Genomic DNA, 25149 nt, shown 5'->3' on the forward strand with positions numbered 1-25149 from the left:
ACCTCAGGCCACCGAATCGCGCTGCAGCGCCGCCGCGAGGCGGCTGCTGGTGAACGCTTCGGAACGCCCGAGCGTGGTCGTGGCATGAACCGGGGACGCCGCCGTCGCACCTTGCGTCACGCGCAGCGCCCAGTCGCACACCACCTCCATGAAGGTCTGCTGCGAAGCCATCGAGGTAAGGCTGTGATCGATGTTGCCGATGAACTGGTACTCGACGCGCTGCATGAAGGGCTCATTCGCGAAGGGCCCCAGCTGGTCGCGGCGGCGATCGGTCACGTGCATGGTGCCGGTGTAGAGCATCAGCACCGAGACGTTGCGTTCCGCGATCTGCTTCATCGAGCGTCGGAAAAACGCGGCCACGACTTTCGGCGATTCTGGCTCATAGATGCTCGGCGCAGCCGCGGCAGCGGCCTTGGAGGAGAACTTGCGCTGCAGCCAGCGGATCGTCTTGCCGATCACCGCCGGGTTGGTCGGAACCGCCAGCGCGCGGCGAATGGCGCGCTCCACGAGCGCACGCCGGCTGGGGAAGGCGTGACCGTCAAACATCAGAAGGCCCACCACCCGCGAATCGACCACGGTGAGCGACATGCCGTTGACCGCGCCCGAGCACAACCCGATCACGATGAAGCGGCGAACGCCGAGCATGGTCTGGATCAGGTTCATGGCTGCCTGCATGTCCAGCACCGCCTGCGTCAGGAAGTTCTCGGAGCCGGCGGCCGGGCCGCTGTCGCCCAGGCCGGCGAGGTCGAGGCGGACCGAACTGATACCCCTTGCCGCCATCTGGCGCGCGAGCTTGACATTGATGCGCCGCGGCCCGATCCGGTAGTTGGCGCCCATGTTGAGCATGAGGCAGGCCACGGGCGCCAGCGGACCCTCGGCCGGAGTCGTGATGATGCCGATCAGCGACCCGTCGGGCCCGAACTGAACGGGTGTCTCCTTGTAGTCACTCATGTACTTCCGCCAGCAATCGTTGCAGCGCCTCGGTGGGGACCATCGCGTTGTTGGGATGCGGATCGGACGTCCAGACCAAGGGATGCCGGAATGACGAGATCCGCAGGGGCATTTGTCGCGCGCTTTCCCTTTCCGCCCACTGATGGGCTGACTCGTCATCGGCGAGGACCACCGTCTCGTGCAGCGCGGTGAGCTGCAGGGATTCCGGTGTCAGCGCACGCAATTGCTGGCGCATCAGCGGGGACATGCCAAAGCCGAAGAGCTCCTCGGTAAAGGCATCCGGGTCCCGGGCCAACTGGCGACGCCAGCCGGGGTCGGGCACGCAGAAGGAGCGTTCCAGTGCATCCACGTGACAGACGCGCAGCGCCTCCATGTAGCGCGCGCCGTCCACGATCGGATCCCACAGGATCAGCCGCATCGGATCGCATCGCCCGCTCTTGGCTGCCGTCACCGCCAGCGCTGCGCCCAGGCGGGAGCCGATCCAGAAGATGCGCCGGCCGCCGGCACGGCGCCGCAGTTCCTCATGCGCAGTGCAGACATCGCGCCGCCAGCCTTCGAGATCGGCGTCGGTGTCCTCGCCGGGCGAGTCGCCGCTGCCGTGGTAGTCGAAGCGCAACACGGCCACGCCGGCGCGTGCGAGACGGTCGGACACCACGCGGAACAGCCGGTGTGCACGCACGGCCTCCTGACCCAGGGGCATGCATATCAGCACGGCGAGGTCGCCCTCGCGCTCGGGCGCGTGGAAGACCCCGAACAGCTGCCTGGAGGGCGGACCAAAGTGCATCGGTGTCATGCGAACATCTCGTTGTTGACCCGCAGCCTGCTGGGGACCGGGATCGCCTCGCGGTCCAGCACGTGCGCCACGGCGCACAGGGCACCCTGGACGCCGAGGAAAGAGCTTAGCGTGAGGTACACGATGCCGTCTTCGGAGTCGATTTTCACCTCGCGCACGTTCGGCAACACGCCCACTTCGAAGCTGCGGGTGTCCACTGACAGCCCCAGGCCTGTGGCCTTGAGGCAGGCTTCCTTGCGGGTCCAGCAGCAGAGGAAGCCGCGGTCGCGCTCCTCGGGCGGCAGCGCGGCCAGCGCGCGCCGCTCGGCCGCACTGAAGTGGTTGTCAGCGAGCGCCCAGGCATCGGGCATCGGCCGCAGCAACTCGATGTCGACGCCCACTTCGGCGTTCTCGCAAACGGCGATCAGGGCCAGCGACTGACTGTGGCTGAGGTTGAAGCGCAGCCCGATGTCCTCGGCCAGCGTCGGCTTGCCGAACGGGCCCAGCGCGAAATCCAACATGGAGGCGGGTATGCCGCATTGCGCGGAAAGCGTCTCGCGCAGGGCGGCATGGGCGGCAACGAAACGGTTGCGATCGCGTTTGAAGACGAAGCGCCTGGCTCGTTCCCACTCCGCTTCCGACAGGGCCGCGACCGCTTGCGGCGCCGGGGTGGAATCGAGGTCGACCTGCCACAGGCGCCAGTGAGACGAGGAAGCGGGAAGTTGCGAGATCGTCATGGCGCGCTCAGGTTCTGCGACCCCAGCCCGAGAACACCCGGCGCAACAGGCCAGGTCGATTGCTCGGCATTGCGGCCTGCACGTCGTCTTCGGCGGCCGCCGGAGCGGACACGAGTTGCGCAAGGGTTTCGAACACGTAGCGGCGCGGCTGCACGCGAAAGCCGAACGTCTGCGCCGCCTGTTCGATCACGCCCATCACGCGCAGCGAATCGCCCCCGAGATCGAAGAAATTGTCGCGGGCGCGAATGTCATCGACATCGATGCCGAGGGCACTGGCCCAGATCTGGGCGAGGCGCGCCTGTTCGGGCGGCAGGAGCGCCATGGGCGCCGCCGGGGCCTGGTTCTTCTGTGCAAGCGTGGTGCGTGCCCAACCCGAGGAGAGATCCGCGAGTGTGGCGTTCGGATGGTTGGCGACTGCAGCGAGCGTGTCCAGGAAGGCCTGCCGCAGCGCCAACGCCGTTTCGCGGGCATAGAGGGAGCTGTTGTAGACGAATGCGCCCTCCACTCCGGACGGGCGGTCGAGCAGCCACAGGCCGAGGTTGTCTGTCAGCCCCTTTTGGAGCAAGGGGATCATCTCGTGCATGAGCGGCCCCCACTTCCTTTGGCGCTCGTGCGTATCCTGGAAGGAGAAGGCGGCCTGGTATCCCCCGGCGCGCCGTTGCTCCGGACTGGCCTGCTCCATCACCTGCTCGAACGGCAGGTCCTGGTGTGCCAGCACGCCGATCAACTCCTGCTTGACTCCGAGGGCGAAGTCGAGGAATCGGAGCTCCTTCTTCGCGTCGAGCATCACCGGCGCCAGCCCGATGAAGAGGCCCATGATGTGTTCGAGCTCGGGAATCATCCGGCCGCGCACCGGCATGCCGAGTGAAACGGCGGGTTGCCCTACTGCGCCGGAGACGGTTGCCGCAAAGGCGGCCATGAGAAGCATGTTGAGCGTGACCCGATGCTGCTGGCCTATGCCGCGCAACTTTTCTGCCAGCGCGCCATCGATGCGGACCTCCTCGTGCATGCCCTGGCCCGGGACGCCGGGCAGCGCCGTCCTGTCGCGGGGCACGGGTGCCAGGACGGGCGCCTGGAGGAAGCGCTGCTTCCAGTAGGCGCGCTGCTTCTCTGCTTCCGAGCCTTCAAGCCACTGGCCATACCACTGCGCGTAGTCGCCATAGCTGATCGCCAGCTTCGGAAGAGGCTGCTTGCCGCTGTCGAGCAGCGCCTCGTATCCGGCGGCCATCTCGCGGTAGAGGATGTCGAAGGAATAGCCGTCCCAGATCAGGTGGTGCGCCATGAACAGGAAAACGTGCTCCCGGTCGCCCAGTTGATACAGGGCGCAGCGGAACAGCGGAGCAGGCGCGGCATGAATCGGCTCGTCGACGATGGCCTGCATCCGCCGAAGAAGCTCTGCTTCGCGGGCCTCGGCGGGTATCTCGCGCAAGTCTTCGAAGGGAAGGGTGAACTCGAGATCATCCGCGATGAACTGGACCCAGCCCGAGCCGTCGGGTGCCGGCACGATCGAGGTCCTCAGGACATCCTGGCGCCGCACGATTTCGCGAAAGGCCTGCTCGAACTTCGGTCGGTCCATGGGGCCGGTCAGGCGGTGTGCCGACGGCGTGTTGAAGGCCGTGTTCTCGGGATGCAGGTCTTCGGCAAAACGCATGCGCCGCTGCTCGAGGGTGATGGGGGCGGTAGTGCGGTCCAGCCGCCGCGGAATGACCACCGGCGCGCCGGCGTTCTGCGCCCGCGCGATCTCGATCGCCAGGCGCTCGGCCGTCGGCGCTTCGAACAGCTTGCTCAGAGGCATCTGGATGCCGAGCGTCTTGTTGAGCTGTGTGGTCAGGCGTGCCGCGAGCAGCGAATGCCCTCCCATCTCGAAGAAATCATCCAGGACGCTCATGGCGGGCAGATGCAGCAGCTCTTCCATGGCGCTCAGCACGGTGCGTTCGTGTTCGCTGCGCGGTGCCAGCCGCGCCCTGGTTTCGCCTGAGGCGGCGCCGGCGTGAGGCGATGGCAGCGACTTGCGGTCCACCTTCCCGTTGGGCAGCATCGGCAGTGCAGGCAGGGCGATGACATGCTGCGGCAGCATGTAGTGCGGCAGCCGTGCGCGCAGATGCTCGCCCATGGCGGTCCGGTCGAGCACGGCGCCGGGTGTCATGGCGAGATAGGCCACGAGGCGCACGTCGCCCGGCTGGTCCTCGCGCGTGACGACGACGCTGCTCCCGACGCCCGGCACCTCGTTGCACGACGCTTCGATCTCGCCGAGTTCGATCCGGTAGCCGCGCACCTTGACCTGGAAGTCGAAACGGCCCATGTGTTCCAGCAGGCCGTCGTTGCCCCAGCGGCCGCGATCGCCCGTGCGGTACATCCGGGCGCCCGCTGCACCCCACGGATCGGGGATGAAGCGGTCGGCCGTCAGCTCGGGGCGTTCCAGGTAGCCCAGGGTCACGCCGGTGCCGCCGATGACGATCTCGCCCGGCACGCCGATGGGGCAGCGCTGGTTGCGGGAGTCGACGATCCACACGGTCGTGTTGGCGATGGGTTGCCCGATCGAAACGCCGCGCTTCGCGAACCGCGTCGGCTCGACGCGCCAGAGCGTCGACCAGATCGTCGTTTCGGTCGGCCCGTACATGTTCCAGAGTTCGCCGCAGCGCTCCAGCAGCGAATGGGCCAGATGCGCGGGCAGGCCCTCGCCGCCGACCAGTGCCTTGAATTGGGGCGAGCCGGTCCACTGCGCATCGAGCAGCAGGCGCCAGCCGCCCGGCGTCGCCTGCATCATGGTCGCGCCGCTTTCTTCGATCAGCCTGCGCAGCGCATTGCCGTCCATGGTCGTGTCGCGCGACACCAGGATCACTTCGGCGCCGACCGTCAGCGGCAACATCAGTTCGAGCACGGCGATGTCGAACGACAGCGTGGTCACGGCGGCCAGGCGATCGTCGGCGGTGATGCCGGGCGCTTCGCACATGCTCTGCAGGAAGTTCGCGACCGCGCCGTGCGGCACGCACACGCCCTTGGGTTTGCCGGTCGATCCCGAGGTGTAGATGACGTAGGCGGCATCGCCCGGCTGGGCGTCCTGCGCAGAGCGTGCGAGCGGCGTGGCGGGCTTGGTTGGCCATGCGGTGTCACTGTCGAGCGCGAACACGCGCTGCGCCGCGTCGGGGCACCAGTTCGCGGGGGCCGCTTCGACCGTCGACGCGGTCAGCAGCAGGCCCAGCTGGGCGTCTTCGGCGTAGTAGTCGAGACGCGCCTGCGGGAAGGCCGGGTCGAGCGGGACGTAGGCGGCGCCCGCCTTGAGCACGGCCAGCAAGGCGACCATCATGTCCGCATTGCGCTCCAGGCACAGGCCCACGCGCTGGCCGCGGCCCACGCCGCGCTCGCGAAGGGCGTGCGCCAGGCGGTTCGATTGTTCGTCGAGCTCGCGGTAGCTCCAGCGGCGGTCTCCGTCGCGCAGGGCGATCCGATCCGGACTGAGCGCCGCGCGTTCGACGAAACCGGCGTGCATCAGCTGCTCCCCGACGAGCGGCGTCGGCGCCGGCTGCAGCGCCTCGATCGCCCGCGCCTCTGCGTCGGAAAGCACATTGAGCTGGCCGACGGGCTGATTCGGATCGGAGACGGCGGCGCGAAGGAGGCACTCGTACATGCCGAGCCAGCGCTTGATCGTGGCATCGTCGTACAGGTCGGCGTTGTATTGCGCCTCGATCTGCATGCCCTTGGCGACCGGCGCCATGTTGACGAACAGCTCGAAGTTCTCGTAGCGGCGCGCGATCGAGCTCTGTTCGGATTCGAGTCCGGGGAAGGTGCTCGTCGCCAGTGCGCCGCTGTCGAGGTTGAACAGCACGTTCACGAGCGGAAGGCGGCTCGGGTCTCGCGGCACCGGCAGCTTCCTGAGCAGTGCGCCGTAGGTCAGCGTCTGGTGCTCGAAGGCATCGAGCAGCACGCCGCCCGACTGGCGCGCCAGCTGGTCGAAGGATGTCTGTGCATCGACCGCCAGGCGGATCGGCAGCAGGTTCACGCAGTGGCCCACGAGTTCCGGCATGTCGCTCGGCATCTGGCCTGCGGCGGCGATGCCGATCACGAGGTCATCCTGAGCCGTCAGCCGGTGGAGCGTTGCGGCAAAGGCGCTGAACATCGTCGCGAAAAGGCTGGTGCCCATCCCCGAGCCGACCTTGCGCAGGCCGTCGATCAGGGACTGGTCGAGCACGTGGTCGATGCGGCGCGAGCTGAAAGTGCGCACGGCGGGCCGCGGATGGTCGAGCGGCAGCTCCAGCACCGGGAGGCTGCCTCCGGCGTACCGCGAGAGCCAGTAGTCGATATGCGTCTGCATGTCGGGCCTCGACGCTTCGTCGGCCTCCCACGCGGCGTAGTCGGAGTAGCGCGCGGCCGGGTCGAGCGCCGGGCCGGCGCCGGTCTGCTCCGCATAGAGCAGGCCGAGATCCCGGCTGATGACGCCCCAGGACCAGCCGTCGCAGATCGCGTGGTGCGCGGTCATCACCAGCATGTGGTCCGTCGGCGAGAGCTGGTACAGGGCGGCCCGGAAGAGCGGGCCCTTCTCCAGTAGGAAGGGGTCCTGCACGGCGGCCAGCCCGTCTTCCTCCAGCCGGCGCTGCTGGGCCGCCGCGTCGAGATGCCGCAGGTCATGCTGGCGCATCTGCATCGGGGCGGCCTCGCCGATCAGCAACTGGGTGCCATCGGGCGAGATCGTCGAGCGCAGGGATTCGTGGCGTGCGACCAGCTGGTCCAGCGCCGCGCCCAGGGCGGGCGTGTCCAGCCTGCCCCTGAGGCGAAGTCGCAGCGACTCGTTGTAGGCCAGCGATGCCTCGGGGCTCAGCCGGTCGCCGAGCCAGACTTCGCGCTGCGCTTCGGTCGTCGCGACGATGCGCTCGATCAGACCAGCGGCGAACGGGTCGAACTCGTCCACGGCGCTGTCGTCGGAGGGGGTGAGGACGGCTGCGGTCATGCTTGGAACTTCGTGAATTTGCCTTGGGCGGTTGGATCGGGAACGAACCATGCGGGCTGGCCGTCCTTGTCACGACCGAGCCGCGCATTCGGCACGGGCGGATTGGACGCGTCGAAGGCCGGCTTCGGCGCCGCGCGGCGCGGCAGCAGTTCGGCTTCCTGCATCTCGGCAATCGATTCCTTGAAGGCGGACTTGATGGTCGCGATGTCCTGCTGCGTGTGCGCGGTCGTCATGAAGCAGGGGAAGTTGTCCAGGATGTGCACGCCGCGGCTGCGCATCATGGCGAACAGCAGGTCCTGCAGCGGGTGGTCTTCCAGCCAGCTCACGCGCCATAGCGACGAGAAGTAGCGGATCTCGACCGGCGCGCCGACCTCGCGGCAGAAGGCCGACAGCTCGTCGGCCATGGCCGCGGTGTGCAGGTTCAGCTGCGTCTGCAGCTTGTTGTTGTCCTTCTTCAGGAATTCAAGGGCGGCCTTGGATGCGGCGAGCGCCAGCGGATGCCGCACGAAGGTGCCGGCGAAATAGGTTACGCCCACGGTGGGCACCGAGTCGTCGCCGTACTGCCATGGGCCGCCGTCGAGCGCGTCCATGTAGGTGCGCTTGCCGGCGATCACGCCGACCGGGAAGCCGCCGCCGAGCACCTTGCCGTAGGTCGCGAGATCGGCGCGGATGCCGAACACCGCCTGCGCGCCGCCCAGGTCGCAGCGGAAGCCGGTGATGACCTCGTCGAAGATCAGGCAGGTTTCGGACTTCTCCGTGATCGCGCGCACCTCGCGCAGGAACTCGCGCGGCTGGAAGTCGGGCCGGCGGCTCTGCACCGGCTCGACCAGCACCGCGGCCAGGTCGTCGGCGTTGGCGCGAATGAATTCCAGCGCTTCCGGCGTGCCGTAGTCGAGCACCCGGACGTCGCCGAACATGCCCTGCAGAACGCCGGGCGCCGCCGACATGCCCTTGGCATTGCGGCCGGCGCGCACCAGCACTTCGTCGAAGGTCCCGTGGTAGGAACCGGTGAACAGCACGACCGTGCTGCGGCCGGTGACGGTGCGGGCGATGCGCAGCGCAGCCATCACGGCCTCGGAGCCAGTGTTGCAAAGACCCGCGCGGTCGAAGCCCGTGAGGTCGCACAGCAATTGCGTGACGTCGGCCGCGAGCGGATGCTGCGGGCCGATCTCGTAGCCGAGGTCGAGCTGCTTGCGTACCGCGTCGTTGATGAAATCCGGCGTCCAGCCGAAGAGGTTCATGCCGAAGCCGTTGAGCGTGTCGACGTATTCGTTGCCGTCGATGTCCCAGAGCCGCGAGCCCTTGGAGCGATCGATGACGATCTGGTAGGTGATCTCCTTGGTCGCGGGGCGGAAGCCGTTGACCACGCGCGGGTCGGCCATGTGCGGGCGGTTGCGCTCGGTGAAGGCCTTGCTGCTGCGCGTGCGTTCCACGTAGCGGCGCATGAAGGCCGCCAGGCGCGCCTTCTGCCGCTCGGTCGGCTCCTTGCTCTGCGTGTGGATTCGCGCGATGGCGCCGAAGGCCTTCTTGACGTCGTACTTCTGCAGGGGCGCGGTCGGCTCCTCGGCAGCAGCCGGCGTGGGGGAAATGGACGCCGTGGCCGCGGCGGTGGCCATGGGCGTGGGTTGCTCCGCCACCGGTGCCGGCAGCGCAGGGCTGACCGGAACCAACGGCGCCGCCGACAGCAATGCGAGCTGCTGTTGCATCAATTGCATCTGCTGCGCGATGACCTGCTGCATCAGGGTGCCGTTGCCGGCGGCCAAGCCGGCCACGGGCTGCATCGCCGGCATGGCGGGCATCGCGATGGGAGCTGCCTGTTGCGGCACGGCGGCCGCTGCGGGCACCGCCACAGGTGCCGCGACCGCTGCCACCGGGTCGGGGGGCAGCGTGGCATCCAGGAACTCCGCCAGCGCGTCGAAGCTGCGATAGCTTTCCATCAACTGGCGGAAGGTGAGATTGACCTTGAAGTTCTTCTTGACCTGGAGCGCGGCCTGCGTGAGCGTGAGCGAGTCGAGCCCGATCTCGACGAAGGGCGCGGCGCCTTCGACGTCGGCCATGTCGACGCCGGACAGGTTCTCGAACAGTTCGCGCAGACGCGTGACGAGGGATGCACGGCGCGCGGCGGGCGGCGCGGATGTGGCGACAGCAGCGACAGTCATTGTCAACTCCGGAATCGATGTGGGAAGGGAGACGGAAGAAGCAGAAGGGACGGAAGCGTCGAGAGCTGGCGCAGCAGCGGAAGCAGCCGGCACGCTGACCGGCTCGGGCACGGCCGACGCGGCGGAAGCCGTCGCCATCTCGACCCAGAAGCGCTTGCGTTCGAAGGGATAGGTCGGCAGGCGCACGCGATGCTTGCGCTCGCGCGGGTCGAGTGCGCCGAGATCGATCTCGACGCCCTGCGCCCAGAGCCGCCCGGCGGCGAGCCGCCATGCGACGCTTTCGCCTTGCGCCGGGTCCGGCAGCAGCGACGCGGCGGGGGCGGGCACTGCCTTCGTCGCGTGCTGGCGCACCAGCGTCGCGAGCGTGTTGCGAGGGCCGATCTCGATGAAGAGCGGATGCGCGAGCTGGGCCAGCACTTCGCGCACGGCGGGCGAGAAGCGCACGGTTTCGCGCAGGTGCCGTGCCCAGTAGTGCGGGTCGGTCGCCTCCTCGTCCGTCAGCAGGCGGCCCGTGAGCGTCGAATAGATCGGCAGGCTGGGCGTGGCGAGCGCTGTCTGGCGCACCAGCGCCTCGAAGGGGGCGACGGCCGCATCCATCATGGCGGAGTGGAAGGCGTGCGAGGTCTGCAGCGTCTTCGCGACGATGCCCTTGGCCTCCAGCGCGGCGCGCAGGCTCTCGATCGCGTCGCTCGGACCGGCGGCGACACAGACGGCCGGACCGTTGTCGGCTGCCAGCGAAATGTCTTCGGGCAGGAGCGGCAGCAGCTCGGAGGCCGCGAGGCGCACCGACAGCATCGTGCCGGCGGGCAGGGCCTGCATCAGTGCGCCGCGCTGCGCCACGAGCCGCGCCGCGTCTTCGAGGCGCATCACGCCGGCCAGCACGGCAGCGGCGAATTCGCCCACGCTGTGGCCGATCATGGCCGCCGGCGTCACCTGCAGCGACATGAGCTGGCGCGCGAGCGAGTATTCGAGCGCGAAGGTGGCCGGCTGCGTCACCGACGTGGGGGTGAGCGCCGCGGCATCGTCCGAGAACATGCGTTCGCGGAGATCGAAGCCCAGCACGCCGTCGAAGGCGTGCAGGCAGTCGTCGAAGGCGGCGCGGAAGACGGCATCGCCCGCGTAGAGCGTGCGGCCCATGCCGGCGTATTGCGCGCCCTGGCCCGGGAACATGAAGACGGGTTGCGGCACCCAGGCGCTCACCGAGCCGCCGGCGCGCGCAGCCGAGTCGGCGGTGCGCAGTGCGGCGACGGCCCCGTCGAAGGACTCGGCCACCACGCAGGCCCGATGCGCGAACTGCTTGCGGCCGACGCGCAGCGTGTGGGCGACGTCGGCCAGCGATGCATCGCGATGCATGTCGAGGTGATCGGCCAGCCGGGTCGCCGCGGCGGCCAGCGCTGCCGGCGATCGGGCCGACAGGGTCAGCAACTTCGGGCCGGTCGCGGGTTCGGAGGGCGCGCGCAGTGGCGCTTCCTCGATGATGACGTGCGCATTCGTGCCGCCGACACCGAAGCTGCTGACACCCGCGCGCCGCGGCGTGGCCTCGCGCGGCCAGGGGCGCAGCTGGTGATTGACCCGGAAGGGCGAGGCGTCGAAATCGATGGCCGGATTCGGCGATTCGTAATGCAGGCTGGCGGGAATCGCCTCGGCGTGCATCGAGAGGGCGGCCTTGATGAGGCCGGCCGCGCCGGCGGCCGTGACCATGTGGCCGACATTGCTCTTCAGCGAACCGATGGTGCAGAAGCCGGTATCGGCGGTGTGCGCTGCATAGGCCCGGGTGAGGCCCTCGACTTCGATCGGGTCGCCCATCGGCGTGGCCGTGCCGTGGGTCTCGACATACGAAATGCTGCGGGCCTCGACGCCGGCCGATGCCAGCGCGGCCTCGATCACGGCGGCCTGTCCGTCCACGCTCGGCGCGGTGAAGCTGGCCTTGGCGCCGCCGTCGTTGTTGATCGCCGCGCCACGCAGCACGGCATAGATGGTGTCGCCGTCCGCGATCGCGTCGGACAGGCGCTTGAGCAGCACGACCGTCGCGCCGTCGCTGAAGACCGTGCCCTTGGCCTTGGCGTCGAAGCTGCGCGTATGGCCGTCAGGCGACAGCATCGAGCCTTCGTTGTAGAGGTAGCCGCTGCGTGGCGGGCAGGTGACCGACGCGCCGCCCGCGAGCGCCATGCGGCACTGGCCGGTGCGCAGTGCATGGAAGGCCTGCGCCACCGCCACCAGCGAGGTGGAGCAGGCGGTGTGCACGCTCACGGCGGGGCCAGTCAGGCTCAGCTTGTTCGCCACGCGGGTGGTGATGTAGTCCTTCTCGTTGCCGAGCATCACCTGGAAGTCGCCGACCATGTCGATCAGGTCCGGGTGTGCCGCCACATGGCGCTGGAAGTAGGTCGCGTTGTACATGCCGCCGTACACGCCCACAGGGCCGGGCGCCTGGTCGGGCACGTAGCCGCCGCGTTCGAGGCACTCCCAGCAGATCTCGAGGAACACGCGGTGCTGCGGGTCCATCAGTTCCGCTTCCTTCGGGTTGATGCCGAAGAAGGCCGCGTCGAACTGCTCGATGTCGTCGATCACGCCGCGTGCGCGCACGTAGGAGGGGTCGGCGCGCAAGGCGGCGCTGACGCCGGCGTCCAGCGTCGCATCGTCGAAGAAGGTGATCGACTCTCGGCCCGCCATCAGGTTGTCCCAGAACTGCTCGACGTCCGCGGCGCCCGGGAAGCGGCCGGCCATGGCGATCAGTGCCACCGGTTCCATGTCGTGCGTCGCTTGCGGCGCGGGCCTGGCGGCCTCGCGCGGCGCCATGGCGGTCTCGCTGTCCTGCATGCCGGCGGCCAGGGCCGCGGGCGTGGGCTGGCGGAAGAACAGGTTGGTCGACAGGCGGCGTTCGCTGCCGCGCTGGAGGTCCTTCAGCACCTTGAGCACCAGCAGCGAATCGCCGCCGAGGTCGAAGAAGTTGTCGTTGCGGCCGACCTGGTCGATGCCCAGGGCGCGCGCGAAGGCTGCACACACCGTGCGTTCTGCGTCGTCGCGCGCTTCCTCGAAGGTCTGCGCGAGCTCGGGCCGTTGCCTCGGGGGCTCGGGCAGCGCACGGCGGTCGAGCTTGCCGTTGGTCGTGACCGGCAACTGCTCGAGCCACACCTGCGCCGCGGGGAGCATCGCTTCGGGCAGGCGCTCGGCGAGGTGCTGGCGCAGGGCCGTCCACGGCACTTCGGCGCCACGCGCCACCAGGTAGGCCACCAGCCGGAGCCGGCCGGCCGCGTCGGCACGGGCGATGACCGCGCAGGACTTGATGCCCGGGTGCGCGAGCAGCGCGGCTTCGACTTCGCCGGTCTCGATGCGGTGGCCGCGGATCTTGACCTGCCCGTCGATGCGGCCGATGTATTCGATGGTGCCGTCGGGCAGCCAGCGCGCCTGGTCGCCGGTGCGGTAGAGGCGCTCGTCAGGTCCGCCGAAGGGGTCGCGCACGAAGCGCTCCGCGCTCAGGTCGGGCCGCTGCAGGTAGCCGCGTGCCAGGCCGCGTCCGCCGATGCAGAGTTCGCCGACGAGGCCGGCGGGCAGCATTGCCATCGTCGGACTCAGGACGCGCAGCGCCGTGTCGTTGATGGGCAGCCCGATCGGCACCGAGCGGGCGTCGGCCGGCAGGTCGCGCGGAATGCGGTGCGTGGCCGCGAAGGTCGTGCATTCGGTCGGCCCGTAGCCGTTGATCAGCGTGAGGGCAGGCAGGGCGGCCATCGCGCGGCGCACGTGGGGCACCGACAGCGCCTCGCCGCCGGTGAGCAACTGGCGCAGGCCCGCCAGTTGCGCGGGATCGTCGTCGACCACCGCATTGAAGAGCGCGGCCGTGAGCCATGCAGTCTTGACCGAGTGCTGGGCGATGGTGCGCGCCAGCCCGGCGCCGGTGGGCACCTGTTCGTCGTGGACCACGCAGATGCCGCCATTCAGCAGCGGGCCCCAGAGTTCGAGCGTGGAGGCATCGAAGCCCAGCGGCGCGGCGTGCAGCATGGCTTCGCCGGGCGGGAGTTCGACAAAGCGTGCGCCGACCACGAGGCGAAGGATCGAGCGATGGCAGATCTCGATGCCCTTCGGCGTGCCTGTCGAGCCCGAGGTGTACATCACGTAGGCGACCGAGTCGCCGCTGGCCGGTGCGGGTGCGAGCGGTGCCGGCGAGGCGTCGTCGTCCCTCGACTCGTCGATCGACAGCAGCGCCCGTCCGGCGGGGACCAACTGGCGGTGGGCGGCCTGAGTCACGACCAGCACGGCATCGGAATGCGACAGCATGAACGCGATGCGTTCGGCCGGGAAGTCCGGCTGCACCGGAACGTAGACCGCGCCGGCCTTCAGGACGCCAAGCAGCACGACCACTGCCGCGCCCGACCGGTCGAGCATCACGCCCACTGCGTCTCCGGCGCGGACGCCGCGCGCTTGCAGCCTGCGCGCCATGCGCTCGGCCCGGTCGGCCAGTTCGCGGTAGCTCAGGGGGCCGTCCTCGCCGATCAGCGCGACGGCGTCGCCGCGTGCGGCGACCTGCCGGTCGAACATCGCTTGGACCGTGAGCGTCGGGTCGTAGTCGGTAGGCGGAACGTTCCAGACGTCCAGTTGCCGTTGCCGGTCGGATGCCGGCAGGGTGCGGATCTCGCGCAGCCTCGCCGTGGGCCGTTCCAGCAGATCGGATGCTGTATCTATGAGTGCGGCCAGCAGGCTTTCGACTGCTGCGCTTTCGAAGGCGGCGGCCGCGGCCGTCAGGTGGAGCGTGGCGCCGGCCGAAGCCGCGCCTAACTGAAGCACCGGGCCCGGGTCGCCGAAGGCGGGCGCGCCGTCGCGAAGCCACAGGGCAAAGGGTTGCGAATCGCCCGCCGCAACGGTGACAGCGTGGCGACGGGCCTGGTCGACATCCGAGAGCCAGCGGCCGGTGGTCGCGTCGCCGTCGCAATGGACTGCGACGCTGATCATCCCGGCGGGCGCCATGGACTCATGGAGCGCCACGGCCGTACTGCCCAGCCAGCGCGATTGCAGGAGGCACCACGCGGCGACGAAAAGCGTGTCCGGCAGCCATCCGGATGTCTGGGCTTCCTCCGACCATTTCGCGGCGAGGGTCGTGGGCAACGCGGCGCTCAGCGATTGACGGGCCTGCGGCGTGCTGCCGGACGGACGAACGAACAGGTCGATCAGCGAGAGCGCCGCTGCCTCGGGCAATGGTGGGGGAGGCTGTTGTTCCATGGACTGCTGACTCCGCGAATGAATGGGCCGATGCCCTTCAGGACCCCTGCTTGTTTCAACCGTTACTTCTTTTCGGCTCCAGATGTATCAGAGCGAAGAGTAGTCACAAAGCGCTCATTTTTCAGCCGAGGCTCCATATTGCCCTCTACAGCGCCCTTGCGCCACCGTACGAAAGCCATGTCAGCCAGCCTATGTCGTTTGGATGCTTTGCAACACTCGACGCACTTCGTTTCGTTTTCGTCTGCCTGATGCTCGAGAGGGATACGATTCTGCACTCATTTTTACAAAATGAGTACAAACGACTGACGTCAATCCTCAGTCCAGATGAGGAAAACGTAGAGAAAAGCAGTAATTTTTCGCGCGATTCGGGCTTGCCTAGCCCGCGCTCAGGCGGTCGCTTCGTCCAGCGTCCCGTCGCCCTGCAGGTGGGCGGTGTCGGCCCAGCCGACCAGGGTGAAGCCCTGCGGCGTCCACAGCAGCCGGTTGATGGCCGCGTTGCCCAGGTGCCAGGTGCGTGGCGCCTGCAGCTCCTGTCTTGTGGCGGCGCGGTAGAGCACGTCCATGACCCCGCCGTGCGCAACCATGACGACGAGTTCGCCCGGATGCCGGGCCGCGAGCGTGGCCGCGGTGCTCGTCACGCGTTCGCGGAAGGCGAGCAAGGACTCACCTCCCTCGGGCGCGAATTCGGGATCGCGGGTTCGCCACAGGCGTGCCTGGTCCGGCAGCGCCGCGTCGATGTCGGCAAAGGTGCGGCCCTCGAAGAGGCCGAACGAGCGCTCGCGCAAGCCGGTATCCACCGTCACCTCGATGCCGTGGCTCCGCGCGATCTCCTCGGCTGTCTGCCGGGCCCGGGCGAGATCGCTGGCATAGATGGCGGTGAGGGGCTCGTCCTGCAGGGCCTGTGCCACTCGCCGGGCCTGCCACAGGCCGGTGTCGTTGAGCGAGATGTCGAGCTGGCCCTGAATGCGGCTGTCGACGTTCCAGGCGGTTTCTCCATGGCGGACGGCGATGACGCGGGTGAGCTGCATCCGGGGGATTTTAGGACTGTCGCCCATCGGCCTTGCCGAAATCTGATCTGCGTCGAGAAAATTCGCCCAAAAAATGGAGAATTGTTTTGGGATTGATGAAATTATGGCCTTGTAGAATTTTCTTCTGATTTCGATGGAGGATTGACGATTTTTTGAAATTGCAATGCAAAAGAAAAAAGAAAAGAAACGACTGGGTGAGGATTTCTTGAGCGCTTGGCGGCGGGGTTCAAGCTGCTTGCTGCGTCGGAATCCGCGCGGCTGTGCGCTTCAAAAATCGCCGACGGCAGCCTTGGCCGCGCAGTAGATGGGCGTCTCCCATGTCAGAGGCATGGCTGCCGTGCCCTCAGGCCGGGTGGACCAGCCCGCTGCCTGAGCTGACGTCTCGTTCGCGGTTTTTCCGCCGCCTCGTCCGGCGGATCAATTCCAAGCCTGTCGAAACTCCAAAACCGTGTCTGGTTGCCTGGTGCATCCAGTCTCCATCCCTTTCTTAACTACTCGAGGTATTCATGTCTTCAAACAAGGCTTCCAATGGTGCAGGCGGAGCAAAAGCAGGTCGAAATGCGCAATTGAAAAAAGCGGATGCTGCATCGGCCAAAGGCGGAATCGCCGACCGCGGCAGAAAGCTGCGCAAGGTCGTGGATGACGACACGGCGCAGATGACGCCGGAAGAGGCCCTGCGTGTCTCGGCACAGCGCTCTGGTGCGAGTTTGGGTCCGACCCCGGGTGCGGCCCCCAGTCCGGACGCAAGCAGCAGCGAATTGACGGCCGATGCGGCCAGTGAAAAGGCTGGCAGTCCTCCCGAGGAACCTGCGCCCATCATGTCCAACCCGGCTGGCGTTGCGCCGGAGGTGGCCGCCGATTCTTCGCCCGGGAACAGCCCGGAAGGCGGCATCGGGTTCACGCCGCTGATGCTGCTGGGCGGTGTGGCAGCGATCGGGCTCGCCGCGAGTTCTTCAGGCTCCAGCTCTTCAGCGCCCTACCTTGCCCCGGCGCCGCAGCCCGAACCGACGGCAGCGCCATCCGGTTCGGGAGCGGAGTCCCTCACGCCCGAGCACGCCGAAGCTGCCGCCGCACGCGAGACCGGCGAGATGCATCTGGCGCTCCATGCGGTGCTGGACTTTGCGGGCGACATCCGGGGCAACATCGCGCGCGATGGCATCTCGGACGAGAGGCGTCCCGAGGTGCTGGGCACCGGCAAGCCCGGCAGCACTATCACGGTGTATGACGCCGGGGTGATGCTGGGCAGCACCACGGTGGATGCCGAAGGCAACTGGACATTCCTGCCGGCAAGCGATCTGGCCGACGGCCAGCACCATCTCACGGCTGTCGCAACGGACTGGAACGGCTGGGCGGCCGGGCCGACCGAACCGTTCAGTTTCACGGTGGACAGTCCGACGGTCGAACCCGTCCTGTTCGGTGGCGGAGAAATGCCGATCGCTCTGCTGGCGCCTGCCCCGTCGGCACCGGGCGCCGATTCGGCTGCGCAAGCCGCGCCCGCGCCGAGCAGCAGCGTCTATTCGAACCTCGGCAGCCACACGGTGCCGCTGTTCGAGGAAAAGGGTGCGTTCGTTCTCCTCTGATAGAAGAGGGCCGCGAGCAGCGGGGGGACGGGGCGTCCCCTTACTGCTTCGCCGTCGGGATCTCGATGTTGACCCGCCGCAGCCCCTGCGGCGGATTCGGGAAGCCCTGCAGTGCCGCCTGGAACATGACGGGCAACACGGCCTCGCTCGATGTGTAGGGGCCGTCATTGCGCGCATGCGTTTCGTACACGACGCGGTTGGATGGCAGCTCGCGCAGCACGATGCTGACTTCGCGTGCGTACCAAGGGGAGGGCGGCGGGAAGGCAGGCCCATACCAGCCGCTGCCGTACCAGCCACGGCCACCCCAGCCTCCCCAAGGTCCGCCACCCCAAGGTCCGCCGCCCCATCCGCCGAAGCGGGGGCCGGGTCCCCACCACGGCCCGCCGTAGAACCAGGGGTCCGCCCATGGCGACAGTTCGGTCGTCACGCGCGCGTTGATCAGAGCGCTGTAGCGCGGATTCGCGTCGTCGCGCCGCAGGCCCGCACCGTCGAGCGCGGCGCCCGCCATCGCTTCGAGTTGCTGCTGCATCGCCTCCTCGTACTGCTGCGAAGGCAGGCGCTCGAAGCGATAGGTGGAGGTGGCCGGGACCGTCTCCATCTTCGAGAAGGTCCTCACGTCGCTGTCCACCACCCAGCGGGTCGCGCAGCCGGTCAGGCTGGCGGCCAGCACGACGGCGGCGAAGGCTAGTTTCATGGCGTCAGAGTTGCACGATGCGCAGCGGCGAGGGCGTCGCCGGGAATTCGGGCGCGTCGAACGCCTTGTCCCCGTCCGCGTTGGCGATGCCCGTCGTCTTCAGACCCTTGAAGTCGAACGATGTTCCGTCCAGCAGGTGCGAGGGCACGACGTTCTGCAGCGCGCTGAACATGTTCTCGATGCGGCCCGGGAACTTCCGGTCCCACTCGCGCAGCATCTCGCCGACCTGCTTGCGCTGCAGGTTCTCCTGGCTGCCGCAGAGCGTGCACGGGATGATCGGGAATTCGCGGTGCTGCGCCCAGCGGATCAGGTCCTTCTCGGCCACGTAGGCGAGTGGTCGGATCACGATGTGCTTGCCGTCGTCGCTCACCAGCTTGGGCGGCATCGACTTGAGCTTGGCCGCGAAGAACATGTTGAGGAAGAAGGTCTGCAGCATGTCGTCGCGGTGATGGCCCAGCGCGACCTTGGTGGCGCCGAGTTCATCCGCCACGCGGTACAGGATGCCGCGGCGCAGCCGGCTACACAGGCCACAGGTGGTCTTGCCCTCGGGGATGACGCGCTTGACGATCGAATAGGTGTCCTGCTCCTCGATGTGGAAGGGCACGCCCAGCGCCGTGAGGTAGTCCGGCAGCACGTCTTCCGGAAAACCGGGCTGTTTCTGGTCGAGGTTGACCGCGACGATGTCGAAGTGGATCGGCGCGCGGGCCCGCAGCTTGAGCAGGATGTCGAGCAGCCCGTAGCTGTCCTTCCCGCCGGAGACGCACACCATGACCTTGTCGCCTTCCTCGATCATGTTGTAGTCGACGATCGCACGGCCCACCTCGCGGCATAGCCGCTTTTCGAGCTTGTGGGTCTCGCGCTCGATCTTCAAGGTATTGGTGGAAGTGGACGAGGGCGTCTCGTCGATCCATACGGCACTCATTCACTTGCTCCTGAATACTTCGACGCCCACTGCGTCGCAGTCGGGGTAGACGTCGGGTTTTGCGGTCGACACGCGCGCGGCCTGGACCTTTGGATGCGCCAGCACCTGCGTGAGGATGTCGTCGCACAGCGTTTCCTGCAAGTGGATGTGGCCCTTGCTCAGGCGCGTGGCGACGGTGCGGCGGATGAAGTCGTAGTCCACGACCTCGTCGAGTTCGTCCGCCTTCGGCGTCGAGACGTCGAGCGGCACGTAGAGGTCGACATTGATGATCACGCGCTGCTCGGCGCGCTTCTCGAATTCATGCACGCCGATGTTGATCCACACCTCGTAGTCGCGAAGGAAAACGCGCCGGCACGAGAGCAGCAGGGGGTCGAGGGCGGCAGTGGTCATGAGGCGGATGCTTTCAGCAGGTCGTCGACGACGAACATGATGTCGCGCGGCAGCGGCACCAGGTGCTGGCCGTTGTCGACGCAAAGGGTGGTGCCGGTCACGCTGGGCGTGCCGGCCAGGAAGACACAGGCATTCGCGACGTCGGCGGGATCGATGGGGCGGCGCAGCAGGTTGGCGCGCGAAGCCTGTGCGAAGTTGGCCTCGGTTTGCGGGCCGCTCCGGTAGAGGATGCCCGGCGCGACGCCGCACACGCGCACCGTCGGTGCCAGCGACTGTGCTTGCAGGGCAACCGCACGTTCCAGCGCGAGCTTGGACACGGTGTACGAGAAATAGTCGGGGTTCAGGTTGTAGACCTTCTGGTCCAGCACGTGGATCGCGCAGCGGTCGATGCCGTCGCCCGCCGTCGCGCTGCGCGCGAGCAGCCGCGCGAAGGAAAGCGGCGCGATCAGGTTCACGCCGATCTGGCGCATCGCCGCGTCGGCCTCGAAGTCGAGGCCGGTGTCGGGTTCGAAGGCAGAGGCGTTGTTGACGATGCACCCCAGCGCGCCCTTGGCCGAAATCTGCTCGACCAGCGCCCTGCGGTTGTCCTCGGCGGCGATGTCGGCTTCGATGGCGTTCGCGTCATGGCCTTCGTCGCGCAGGCGCGCGCACAATGCCAGCGCCTGGGTCCGCGATTCGCGGTACTGGCACCACACCCCCCAGCCCGCGCGCGCGAAAGCCTCGCAGACAGCGGCGCCGAGCCGCTGGCCGCCGCCCGTCACGAGCACGCCGAGACGCGGGGTCGAGTCAATCATCCTGATAAATTTCCGTAATGAACCTGGAGCAAGGCGCCGATCGCGCCACCCCTTTGACCCGGATTATCGATGCCGCGCTGCAGCGCGCCGGTGGCTGGCTGCCGTTCGACCGCTTCATGGCCATGGCTCTGTACGCACCGGGACTGGGCTATTACGCCAACACCAGCCGCAAATTCGGGCAGATGCCGGAATCGGGCAGCGACTTCGTGACCGCGCCCGAACTCACGCCGCTGTTCGGCCGAACGCTTGCAGTGCAGGTGGCCGAGGCACTGGAAAAGACCAACACGGAGGAGGTCTGGGAATTCGGCGCCGGATCGGGCGCACTCGCTCTCCAGCTGCTCGACGCGCTGGGCGACCGCGTGGCGCGCTACCGCATCGTCGACCTCTCCGGCACCCTGCGTGAGCGCCAGCAGCACACGCTGGCCAAGCATGCCGGCAAGGTCGAATGGCTGGCCGAACTGCCGGACACGATGCGCGGCGTGGTGGTCGGCAACGAGGTACTCGACGCGATGCCGGTGCAATTGCTGGTGCGGACGAAGGGCGAGTGGTTCGAGCGCGGCGTGGTGCGCCAAGGTGACGGCTTCGCGTGGGAAGACCGCCCCACCGAGCTTCGCCCACCGGTCGAGATACAGGGCGCGCACGACTACCTGACCGAGATCCACCCGCAGGCCGAGGCCTTCATCGCCACCCTGGCGGACCGCTTGAAACAGGGCTCGGCCTTCTTCATCGACTACGGTTTTCCCGAGTCCGAGTACTACCACCCGCAGCGCCACATGGGCACCGTGATGTGCCATCGCGGCCATCTGGCGGACCCCGACCCGCTGGCGGACGTGGGCGCCAAGGACATCACCGCGCACGTGAACTTCACCGGCGTGGCCGTGGCGGGGCAGGACGCCGGCCTCGAGGTTCTGGGCTACTGCAGCCAGGCGAGGTTCCTGCTCAACGCCGGCATCCTGCCGATGCTGGAGCAGGCGTCGCTGGCAGAGCGAACGCTGGCGGCGCGGCTGATCCACGAGCACGAGATGGGCGAACTGTTCAAGGTGATCGGCTTTGCCGTGGGCGAGCCCTGGGACGCGATCGGGTTCGCCGAAGGCGACCGCATGCACACCCTGTGAGTCCCTGGGGCCGCAAGAGGCTCGAATAAGCTAGCAACAAACAATTCGTTGGAAATCCACGGACCCGCTTCTAAAGTGGCCGGTCGCTGCCCGCCATCCGGCCGGGCGAGCCTCACGATGGATTGTTTGGATGACTGCTGTTCTCTCTTCTGACGCCGGTACGCGCAACGCGCCGCCCCAGCATTTCGAGGTGCGCCCTTTCGACGCGCCGGTGGGGGCCGAAATCGTCGGCCTCGATATCTCGAAACCGATCAACGACGCCGATTTCGCGCGCATCCACCGCGCGCACCTCGACCATCACGTGGTCGTGTTCCGCGACCAGCAGGTCACGCCCGCGGACCACGTCGCGTTCAGCCGCCGATTCGGGCCGCTGGAAATCCACGTGCTCCACCAGTTCCAGCTCAAGGGTCAGCCCGAGATCCTGATCGTCTCGAACATCAAGGAGAACGGCGAGCCCATCGGCCTGGGCGATGCCGGCGTCTACTGGCACTCCGACATTTCATACAAGCCCAAGCCCAGCCTCGGCTCGCTGCTGCACGCGCAGGAGCTGCCGAGCCAGGGCGGCGACACACTCTTCGCCGACCAGCACCTCGCATGGGAGGCGCTCAGTCCCGAGTTGCAGAAGCGCGTCCTGCCGCTGAAGGCGGAACACAGCTATCTTGCCAAGTACGAGGAACTGCGTTCCAAGAATCCCTGGCGGCCCAAGCTCTCGCAGGCGCAGATCGACCAGGTCGCGCCTGCCATCCAGCCGGTGGTGCGCACCCATCCTGAAACCGGCCGCAAGGCGCTGTTCGTCAGTGAGCATTTCACGACGCGCATCGTCGGCCTGCCGCAGGACGAAAGCGATGCGTTGCTCGCCGAGCTGTTCGCGCACAGCGTGAAGCCGGAGTTCGTGTACCGCCATCAGTGGGCGCCGCACGACCTGGTGTTCTGGGACAACCGCTCGCTGATGCACCTGGCGGCAGGCACGCCCGATGAACTCCGCCGCAAGCTCTACCGCACCACGATCGAAGGCGACACGCCGTTCTGATCGGACCCGCATCGCAACAAGCCAGACGCAACAAGAAGAACCATGAACCGTTTCACACGCAACACCGCCGCACTCATCGCCGGCATCGGCCTGACCCTTGGCAGCATCGCAGCGCATGCCGAAGGCCGCATCCGCATCGCCGAGCAGTTCGGCATCGTCTATCTGCTGCTCAACGTCGCGCAGGAACAGAAGCTCATCGAGAAGCACGCGAAGGCCGCGGGCGTCGATGCCAAGGTCGAGTGGGTCAAGCTCTCCGGCGGGTCTGCGGTCAACGATGCGCTGCTCTCGGGCAACATCGAGATCGCCGGTGCTGGTGTCGGGCCGCTGCTGACGCTCTGGGACCGCACCTACGGCAAGCAGAACGTGCGCGGCGTGGCATCGCTCGGCAACTTTCCGTACTACCTGGTCAGCAACAACCCGAACGTGAAGACGCTGGGAGACTTCACCGACAAGGACCGTATTGCCCTGCCGGCCGTCGGCGTCTCGGTGCAGTCGCGCGTGCTGCAACTGGCCTCCGCCAAGCTCTGGGGCGACAAGGAATTCAACAAGCTCGACAAGATCAGCGTGGCGGTGCCGCATCCGGACGCGGCGGCGGCCATCATCAAGGGCGGCACGGAGATCAGCGCGCACTTCGGGAATCCGCCGTTCCAGGAGCAGGAACTGGCAGGCAATCCGAATGCCCACATCGTGCTCAACTCCTACCAGGTGCTGGGCGGGCCGGCCTCGGCCACGGTGCTCTACGCCACCGAGAAGTTCCGCAACGAGAACCCGAAGACCTATCGCGCCTTCCTCGATGCGCTCAACGAGGCTGCGCAATTCGTCACCGCGAATCCGGAGAAGGCAGCGGACATCTACCTCAAGGTCGGCAACGCCAGGATCGACCGCGACCTGCTGCTGAAGATCATCAGGAACCCCGAGGTGCAGTTCAAGACCACGCCGCAGAACACCTATGTGCTGGCCGAATTCATGCACCGGGTGGGCGCCATCAAGAACAAGCCGGCTTCGGTGAAGGACTACTTCTTCGACGACGCCCAGAACACGTCGGGAAACTGAGCGTGGCCGTGTCGTCGACCTCGGCGGGAATCACCTTGCGCCGGACTTTCGCGGAGACCCCGCTGCGCCATCCGGCGCCCGCCCGATCGGCGTCCGCCGGGCAGCACGGTGGGCTCGATCCCTTGCTGCAGGTGGACAGCGTCAGTCTCGAATACCGCACGCCCGAACGCCTGGTGCGAGCCACGCACCGCGTGAGCTTCGACGTGCACGAGGCGGACCGCTTCGTGCTGCTCGGCCCCTCGGGCTGCGGCAAGTCCACGCTGCTGAAAGCGGTCGCCGGCTTCATCCCTCCGGTGGAAGGCGAGATACGCCTCGACGGCCGGCGCGTGACACAGCCGGGGCCGGACCGCATCGTCGTCTTCCAGGAGTTCGACCAGTTGCCGCCCTGGAAGACCGTGCGGCAGAACGTGATGTTTCCGCTGCGCGCCTCCGGCACGCTCGGTCGGAAAGAAGCCGAGGAGCGCGCCTTGCACTACCTCGACAAGGTCGGCCTCGCCAAATTCGCCGACGTGCATCCGCACCAGCTTTCGGGAGGCATGAAGCAGCGCGTGGCCATTGCGCGCGCGCTGGCGATGCAGCCGCGCGTGCTGCTGATGGACGAGCCGTTCGCCGCGCTCGACGCGCTCACCCGCCGCAAGATGCAGGAGGAACTGCTCGCGCTGTGGGAGGAGGTGCGCTTCACGCTCCTGTTCGTGACGCATTCGATCGAGGAAGCGCTGGTGGTCGGCAACCGCGTGGCGCTGTTGTCGCCGCATCCGGGCCGCATGCGTGCCGAGATCAACAGCCACGGCTTCAACCAGGACAGCCTGGGCGCGGGTGACTTCCAGGCCACGGCGCAGCGCATCCACCGCCTGCTGTTCGAAGAGGCGGAACCTGCGCAAGAGGCGACCACTGCATGACGAGCGCCAATCCACCCATCCGGGCCGAGTACGAACTGCCGCTCGAGCCCTTCACCGCCTTGCCCGTCGAGAGGCCGCTGCCGGCCGCCTCGCGCCTCTGGGCGCAGGGCTGGTTGCGCAAGGGCCTGATCCTGTGCGTGCTGGCGGCCCTCTGGGAGCTTGCCGCACGCTGGCAGGACAACGATCTCCTGCTGCCCACCTTTACCGCCACCGTGCAGGCGCTGGTCCAGGGGCTGGCCAGCGGTGAGCTGATCGACAAGGTCCGCATCTCGCTGGTCGTGCTGCTGCAAGGCTATGTCGCGGGTGTGGTGCTGGCCTTTGCGCTGACCACGCTCGCGGTGTCGACGCGCATCGGCCGCGACCTGCTGGATACGCTGACCTCGATGTTCAACCCGCTGCCGGCCATCGCGCTGCTGCCGCTGGCGCTGCTGTGGTTCGGCCTGGGCCGCGGCAGCCTGGTCTTCGTGCTGATCCATTCGGTGCTGTGGCCGCTGGCACTCAACACCTACGCCGGGTTCCAGGGCGTACCGGAGACCTTGCGCATGGCCGGCCGCAACTACGGCCTGACGGGGCTGCGCTACGTGCTGCAGATCCTCGTGCCGGCGGCGCTGCCGTCGATCCTGTCGGGGCTCAAGATCGGCTGGGCCTTTGCCTGGCGCACGCTGATCGCGGCCGAACTCGTGTTCGGCGCTTCGTCGGGGCAGGGCGGGCTGGGCTGGTACATCTTCCAGAACCGCAACGAGCTCTACACCGACCGTGTGTTTGCCGGCCTGGCGATGGTCGTGCTGATCGGTCTGCTGGTGGAGAACCTGGGATTTGCCACCCTGGAGCGCCTGACCGTCCGGCGCTGGGGTCAACAACGCTAGTGC

16 protein-coding genes are annotated in these 25149 nt (G+C 67.6%); 6 read left to right on the forward strand and 10 right to left on the reverse strand.

Annotated elements, in window-relative coordinates:
• Nucleotides 1-3: 3 nt before the first annotated feature.
• The 6 genes from QTH97_RS10300 to QTH97_RS10325 form a co-directional block, all read right to left on the reverse strand.
• Nucleotides 4-951: an alpha/beta fold hydrolase gene (locus tag QTH97_RS10300; protein WP_286568043.1), complete on the reverse strand. Its 948-nt coding sequence runs from the start codon at nucleotides 949-951 to the stop codon at nucleotides 4-6.
• Nucleotides 944-1744, reverse strand: a complete 801-nt coding sequence (locus tag QTH97_RS10305; RefSeq protein WP_286568044.1) for an alpha/beta fold hydrolase — start codon at nucleotides 1742-1744, stop codon at nucleotides 944-946. The genes QTH97_RS10300 and QTH97_RS10305 overlap by 8 nt, the downstream gene beginning before the upstream one ends.
• A complete protein-coding gene (locus tag QTH97_RS10310) occupies nucleotides 1741-2460 on the reverse strand; it encodes a 4'-phosphopantetheinyl transferase family protein (RefSeq protein ID WP_286568045.1) in 720 nt (239 codons plus the stop codon). The genes QTH97_RS10305 and QTH97_RS10310 overlap by 4 nt, the downstream gene beginning before the upstream one ends.
• A gap of 7 nt (nucleotides 2461-2467) precedes the next feature.
• On the reverse strand, nucleotides 2468-7405 hold the full coding sequence (locus tag QTH97_RS10315; protein WP_286568046.1) for a non-ribosomal peptide synthetase: 4938 nt from the start codon (nucleotides 7403-7405) through the stop codon (nucleotides 2468-2470).
• The gene (locus tag QTH97_RS10320) at nucleotides 7402-14775 is read right to left on the reverse strand and encodes a polyketide synthase (RefSeq protein WP_286568047.1); all 7374 of its coding nucleotides are present in this window, start codon (nucleotides 14773-14775) and stop codon (nucleotides 7402-7404) included. The genes QTH97_RS10315 and QTH97_RS10320 overlap by 4 nt, the downstream gene beginning before the upstream one ends.
• A gap of 386 nt (nucleotides 14776-15161) precedes the next feature.
• Nucleotides 15162-15803 carry a histidine phosphatase family protein gene (locus tag QTH97_RS10325; protein ID WP_286568048.1) on the reverse strand — a complete coding sequence of 214 codons (642 nt, stop codon included), beginning with the start codon at nucleotides 15801-15803 and terminating at the stop codon, nucleotides 15162-15164.
• Nucleotides 15804-16369: 566 nt separating this feature from the next.
• On the opposite strand from QTH97_RS10325, the gene QTH97_RS10330 reads away from it, so the two are divergent.
• A complete protein-coding gene (locus tag QTH97_RS10330) occupies nucleotides 16370-17383 on the forward strand; it encodes an Ig-like domain-containing protein (RefSeq protein ID WP_286568049.1) in 1014 nt (337 codons plus the stop codon).
• Nucleotides 17384-17423: 40 nt separating this feature from the next.
• Here QTH97_RS10330 and QTH97_RS10335 read toward each other — a convergent pair whose 3' ends face one another.
• Genes QTH97_RS10335 through QTH97_RS10350 form a run of 4 tightly spaced genes read right to left on the reverse strand, consistent with a single transcriptional unit; the run spans nucleotide 17424 to nucleotide 20183 of the window.
• Nucleotides 17424-18077 carry a DUF4136 domain-containing protein gene (locus QTH97_RS10335; RefSeq protein ID WP_286568050.1) on the reverse strand — a complete coding sequence of 218 codons (654 nt, stop codon included), beginning with the start codon at nucleotides 18075-18077 and terminating at the stop codon, nucleotides 17424-17426.
• 4 nt (nucleotides 18078-18081) lie between these two features.
• A complete protein-coding gene (gene ttcA / locus QTH97_RS10340) occupies nucleotides 18082-18999 on the reverse strand; it encodes a tRNA 2-thiocytidine(32) synthetase TtcA (RefSeq protein WP_286568051.1) in 918 nt (305 codons plus the stop codon).
• On the reverse strand, nucleotides 19000-19389 hold the full coding sequence (locus QTH97_RS10345) for a dihydroneopterin aldolase (protein WP_028251904.1): 390 nt from the start codon (nucleotides 19387-19389) through the stop codon (nucleotides 19000-19002). It abuts the gene before it with no gap.
• Nucleotides 19386-20183: an SDR family oxidoreductase gene (locus tag QTH97_RS10350; RefSeq protein ID WP_286568052.1), complete on the reverse strand. Its 798-nt coding sequence runs from the start codon at nucleotides 20181-20183 to the stop codon at nucleotides 19386-19388. Before QTH97_RS10350 ends, QTH97_RS10345 begins: the two co-directional genes overlap by 4 nt.
• A gap of 17 nt (nucleotides 20184-20200) precedes the next feature.
• Here QTH97_RS10350 and QTH97_RS10355 point away from each other — a divergent pair, with 17 nt between their 5' ends.
• The 5 genes from QTH97_RS10355 to QTH97_RS10375 all read left to right on the forward strand — a co-directional run bounded on the left by QTH97_RS10355 (nucleotide 20201) and on the right by QTH97_RS10375 (nucleotide 25146).
• The gene (locus QTH97_RS10355) at nucleotides 20201-21298 is read left to right on the forward strand and encodes a class I SAM-dependent methyltransferase (RefSeq protein ID WP_286568053.1); all 1098 of its coding nucleotides are present in this window, start codon (nucleotides 20201-20203) and stop codon (nucleotides 21296-21298) included.
• 130 nt (nucleotides 21299-21428) lie between these two features.
• Nucleotides 21429-22328, forward strand: coding sequence for a TauD/TfdA dioxygenase family protein (locus tag QTH97_RS10360; protein ID WP_286568054.1), 900 nt, complete (start codon nucleotides 21429-21431; stop codon nucleotides 22326-22328).
• Nucleotides 22329-22370: 42 nt separating this feature from the next.
• Nucleotides 22371-23381 (forward strand): ABC transporter substrate-binding protein, encoded by a 1011-nt coding sequence (locus QTH97_RS10365; protein WP_286568055.1) that lies wholly within the window; start codon nucleotides 22371-22373, stop codon nucleotides 23379-23381.
• Between the two features lie 62 nt (nucleotides 23382-23443).
• Nucleotides 23444-24280: an ABC transporter ATP-binding protein gene (locus tag QTH97_RS10370; RefSeq protein WP_286568311.1), complete on the forward strand. Its 837-nt coding sequence runs from the start codon at nucleotides 23444-23446 to the stop codon at nucleotides 24278-24280.
• Nucleotides 24277-25146 carry an ABC transporter permease gene (locus tag QTH97_RS10375; protein WP_286568056.1) on the forward strand — a complete coding sequence of 290 codons (870 nt, stop codon included), beginning with the start codon at nucleotides 24277-24279 and terminating at the stop codon, nucleotides 25144-25146. The genes QTH97_RS10370 and QTH97_RS10375 overlap by 4 nt, the downstream gene beginning before the upstream one ends.
• Nucleotides 25147-25149: the final 3 nt, after the last annotated feature.

Origin of the sequence: Variovorax gracilis (assembly GCF_030317115.1) — a bacterium.
Lineage (GTDB): Bacteria > Pseudomonadota > Gammaproteobacteria > Burkholderiales > Burkholderiaceae_C > Variovorax > Variovorax gracilis.

Coding starts and splice junctions, on each gene's coding strand:
- QTH97_RS10300 (WP_286568043.1), bottom strand. CDS start 951: ATGAGTGACTACAAGGAGACACCCGTTCAGTTCGGGCCCGACGGGTCG.
- QTH97_RS10305 (WP_286568044.1), bottom strand. CDS start 1,744: ATGACACCGATGCACTTTGGTCCGCCCTCCAGGCAGCTGTTCGGGGTC.
- QTH97_RS10310 (WP_286568045.1), bottom strand. CDS start 2,460: ATGACGATCTCGCAACTTCCCGCTTCCTCGTCTCACTGGCGCCTGTGG.
- QTH97_RS10315 (WP_286568046.1), bottom strand. CDS start 7,405: ATGACCGCAGCCGTCCTCACCCCCTCCGACGACAGCGCCGTGGACGAG.
- QTH97_RS10320 (WP_286568047.1), bottom strand. CDS start 14,775: ATGGAACAACAGCCTCCCCCACCATTGCCCGAGGCAGCGGCGCTCTCG.
- QTH97_RS10325 (WP_286568048.1), bottom strand. CDS start 15,803: ATGCAGCTCACCCGCGTCATCGCCGTCCGCCATGGAGAAACCGCCTGG.
- QTH97_RS10335 (WP_286568050.1), bottom strand. CDS start 18,077: ATGAAACTAGCCTTCGCCGCCGTCGTGCTGGCCGCCAGCCTGACCGGC.
- ttcA (WP_286568051.1), bottom strand. CDS start 18,999: ATGAGTGCCGTATGGATCGACGAGACGCCCTCGTCCACTTCCACCAAT.
- QTH97_RS10345 (WP_028251904.1), bottom strand. CDS start 19,389: ATGACCACTGCCGCCCTCGACCCCCTGCTGCTCTCGTGCCGGCGCGTT.
- QTH97_RS10350 (WP_286568052.1), bottom strand. CDS start 20,183: ATGATTGACTCGACCCCGCGTCTCGGCGTGCTCGTGACGGGCGGCGGC.
- QTH97_RS10355 (WP_286568053.1), top strand. CDS start 20,201: ATGAACCTGGAGCAAGGCGCCGATCGCGCCACCCCTTTGACCCGGATT.
- QTH97_RS10360 (WP_286568054.1), top strand. CDS start 21,429: ATGACTGCTGTTCTCTCTTCTGACGCCGGTACGCGCAACGCGCCGCCC.
- QTH97_RS10365 (WP_286568055.1), top strand. CDS start 22,371: ATGAACCGTTTCACACGCAACACCGCCGCACTCATCGCCGGCATCGGC.
- QTH97_RS10375 (WP_286568056.1), top strand. CDS start 24,277: ATGACGAGCGCCAATCCACCCATCCGGGCCGAGTACGAACTGCCGCTC.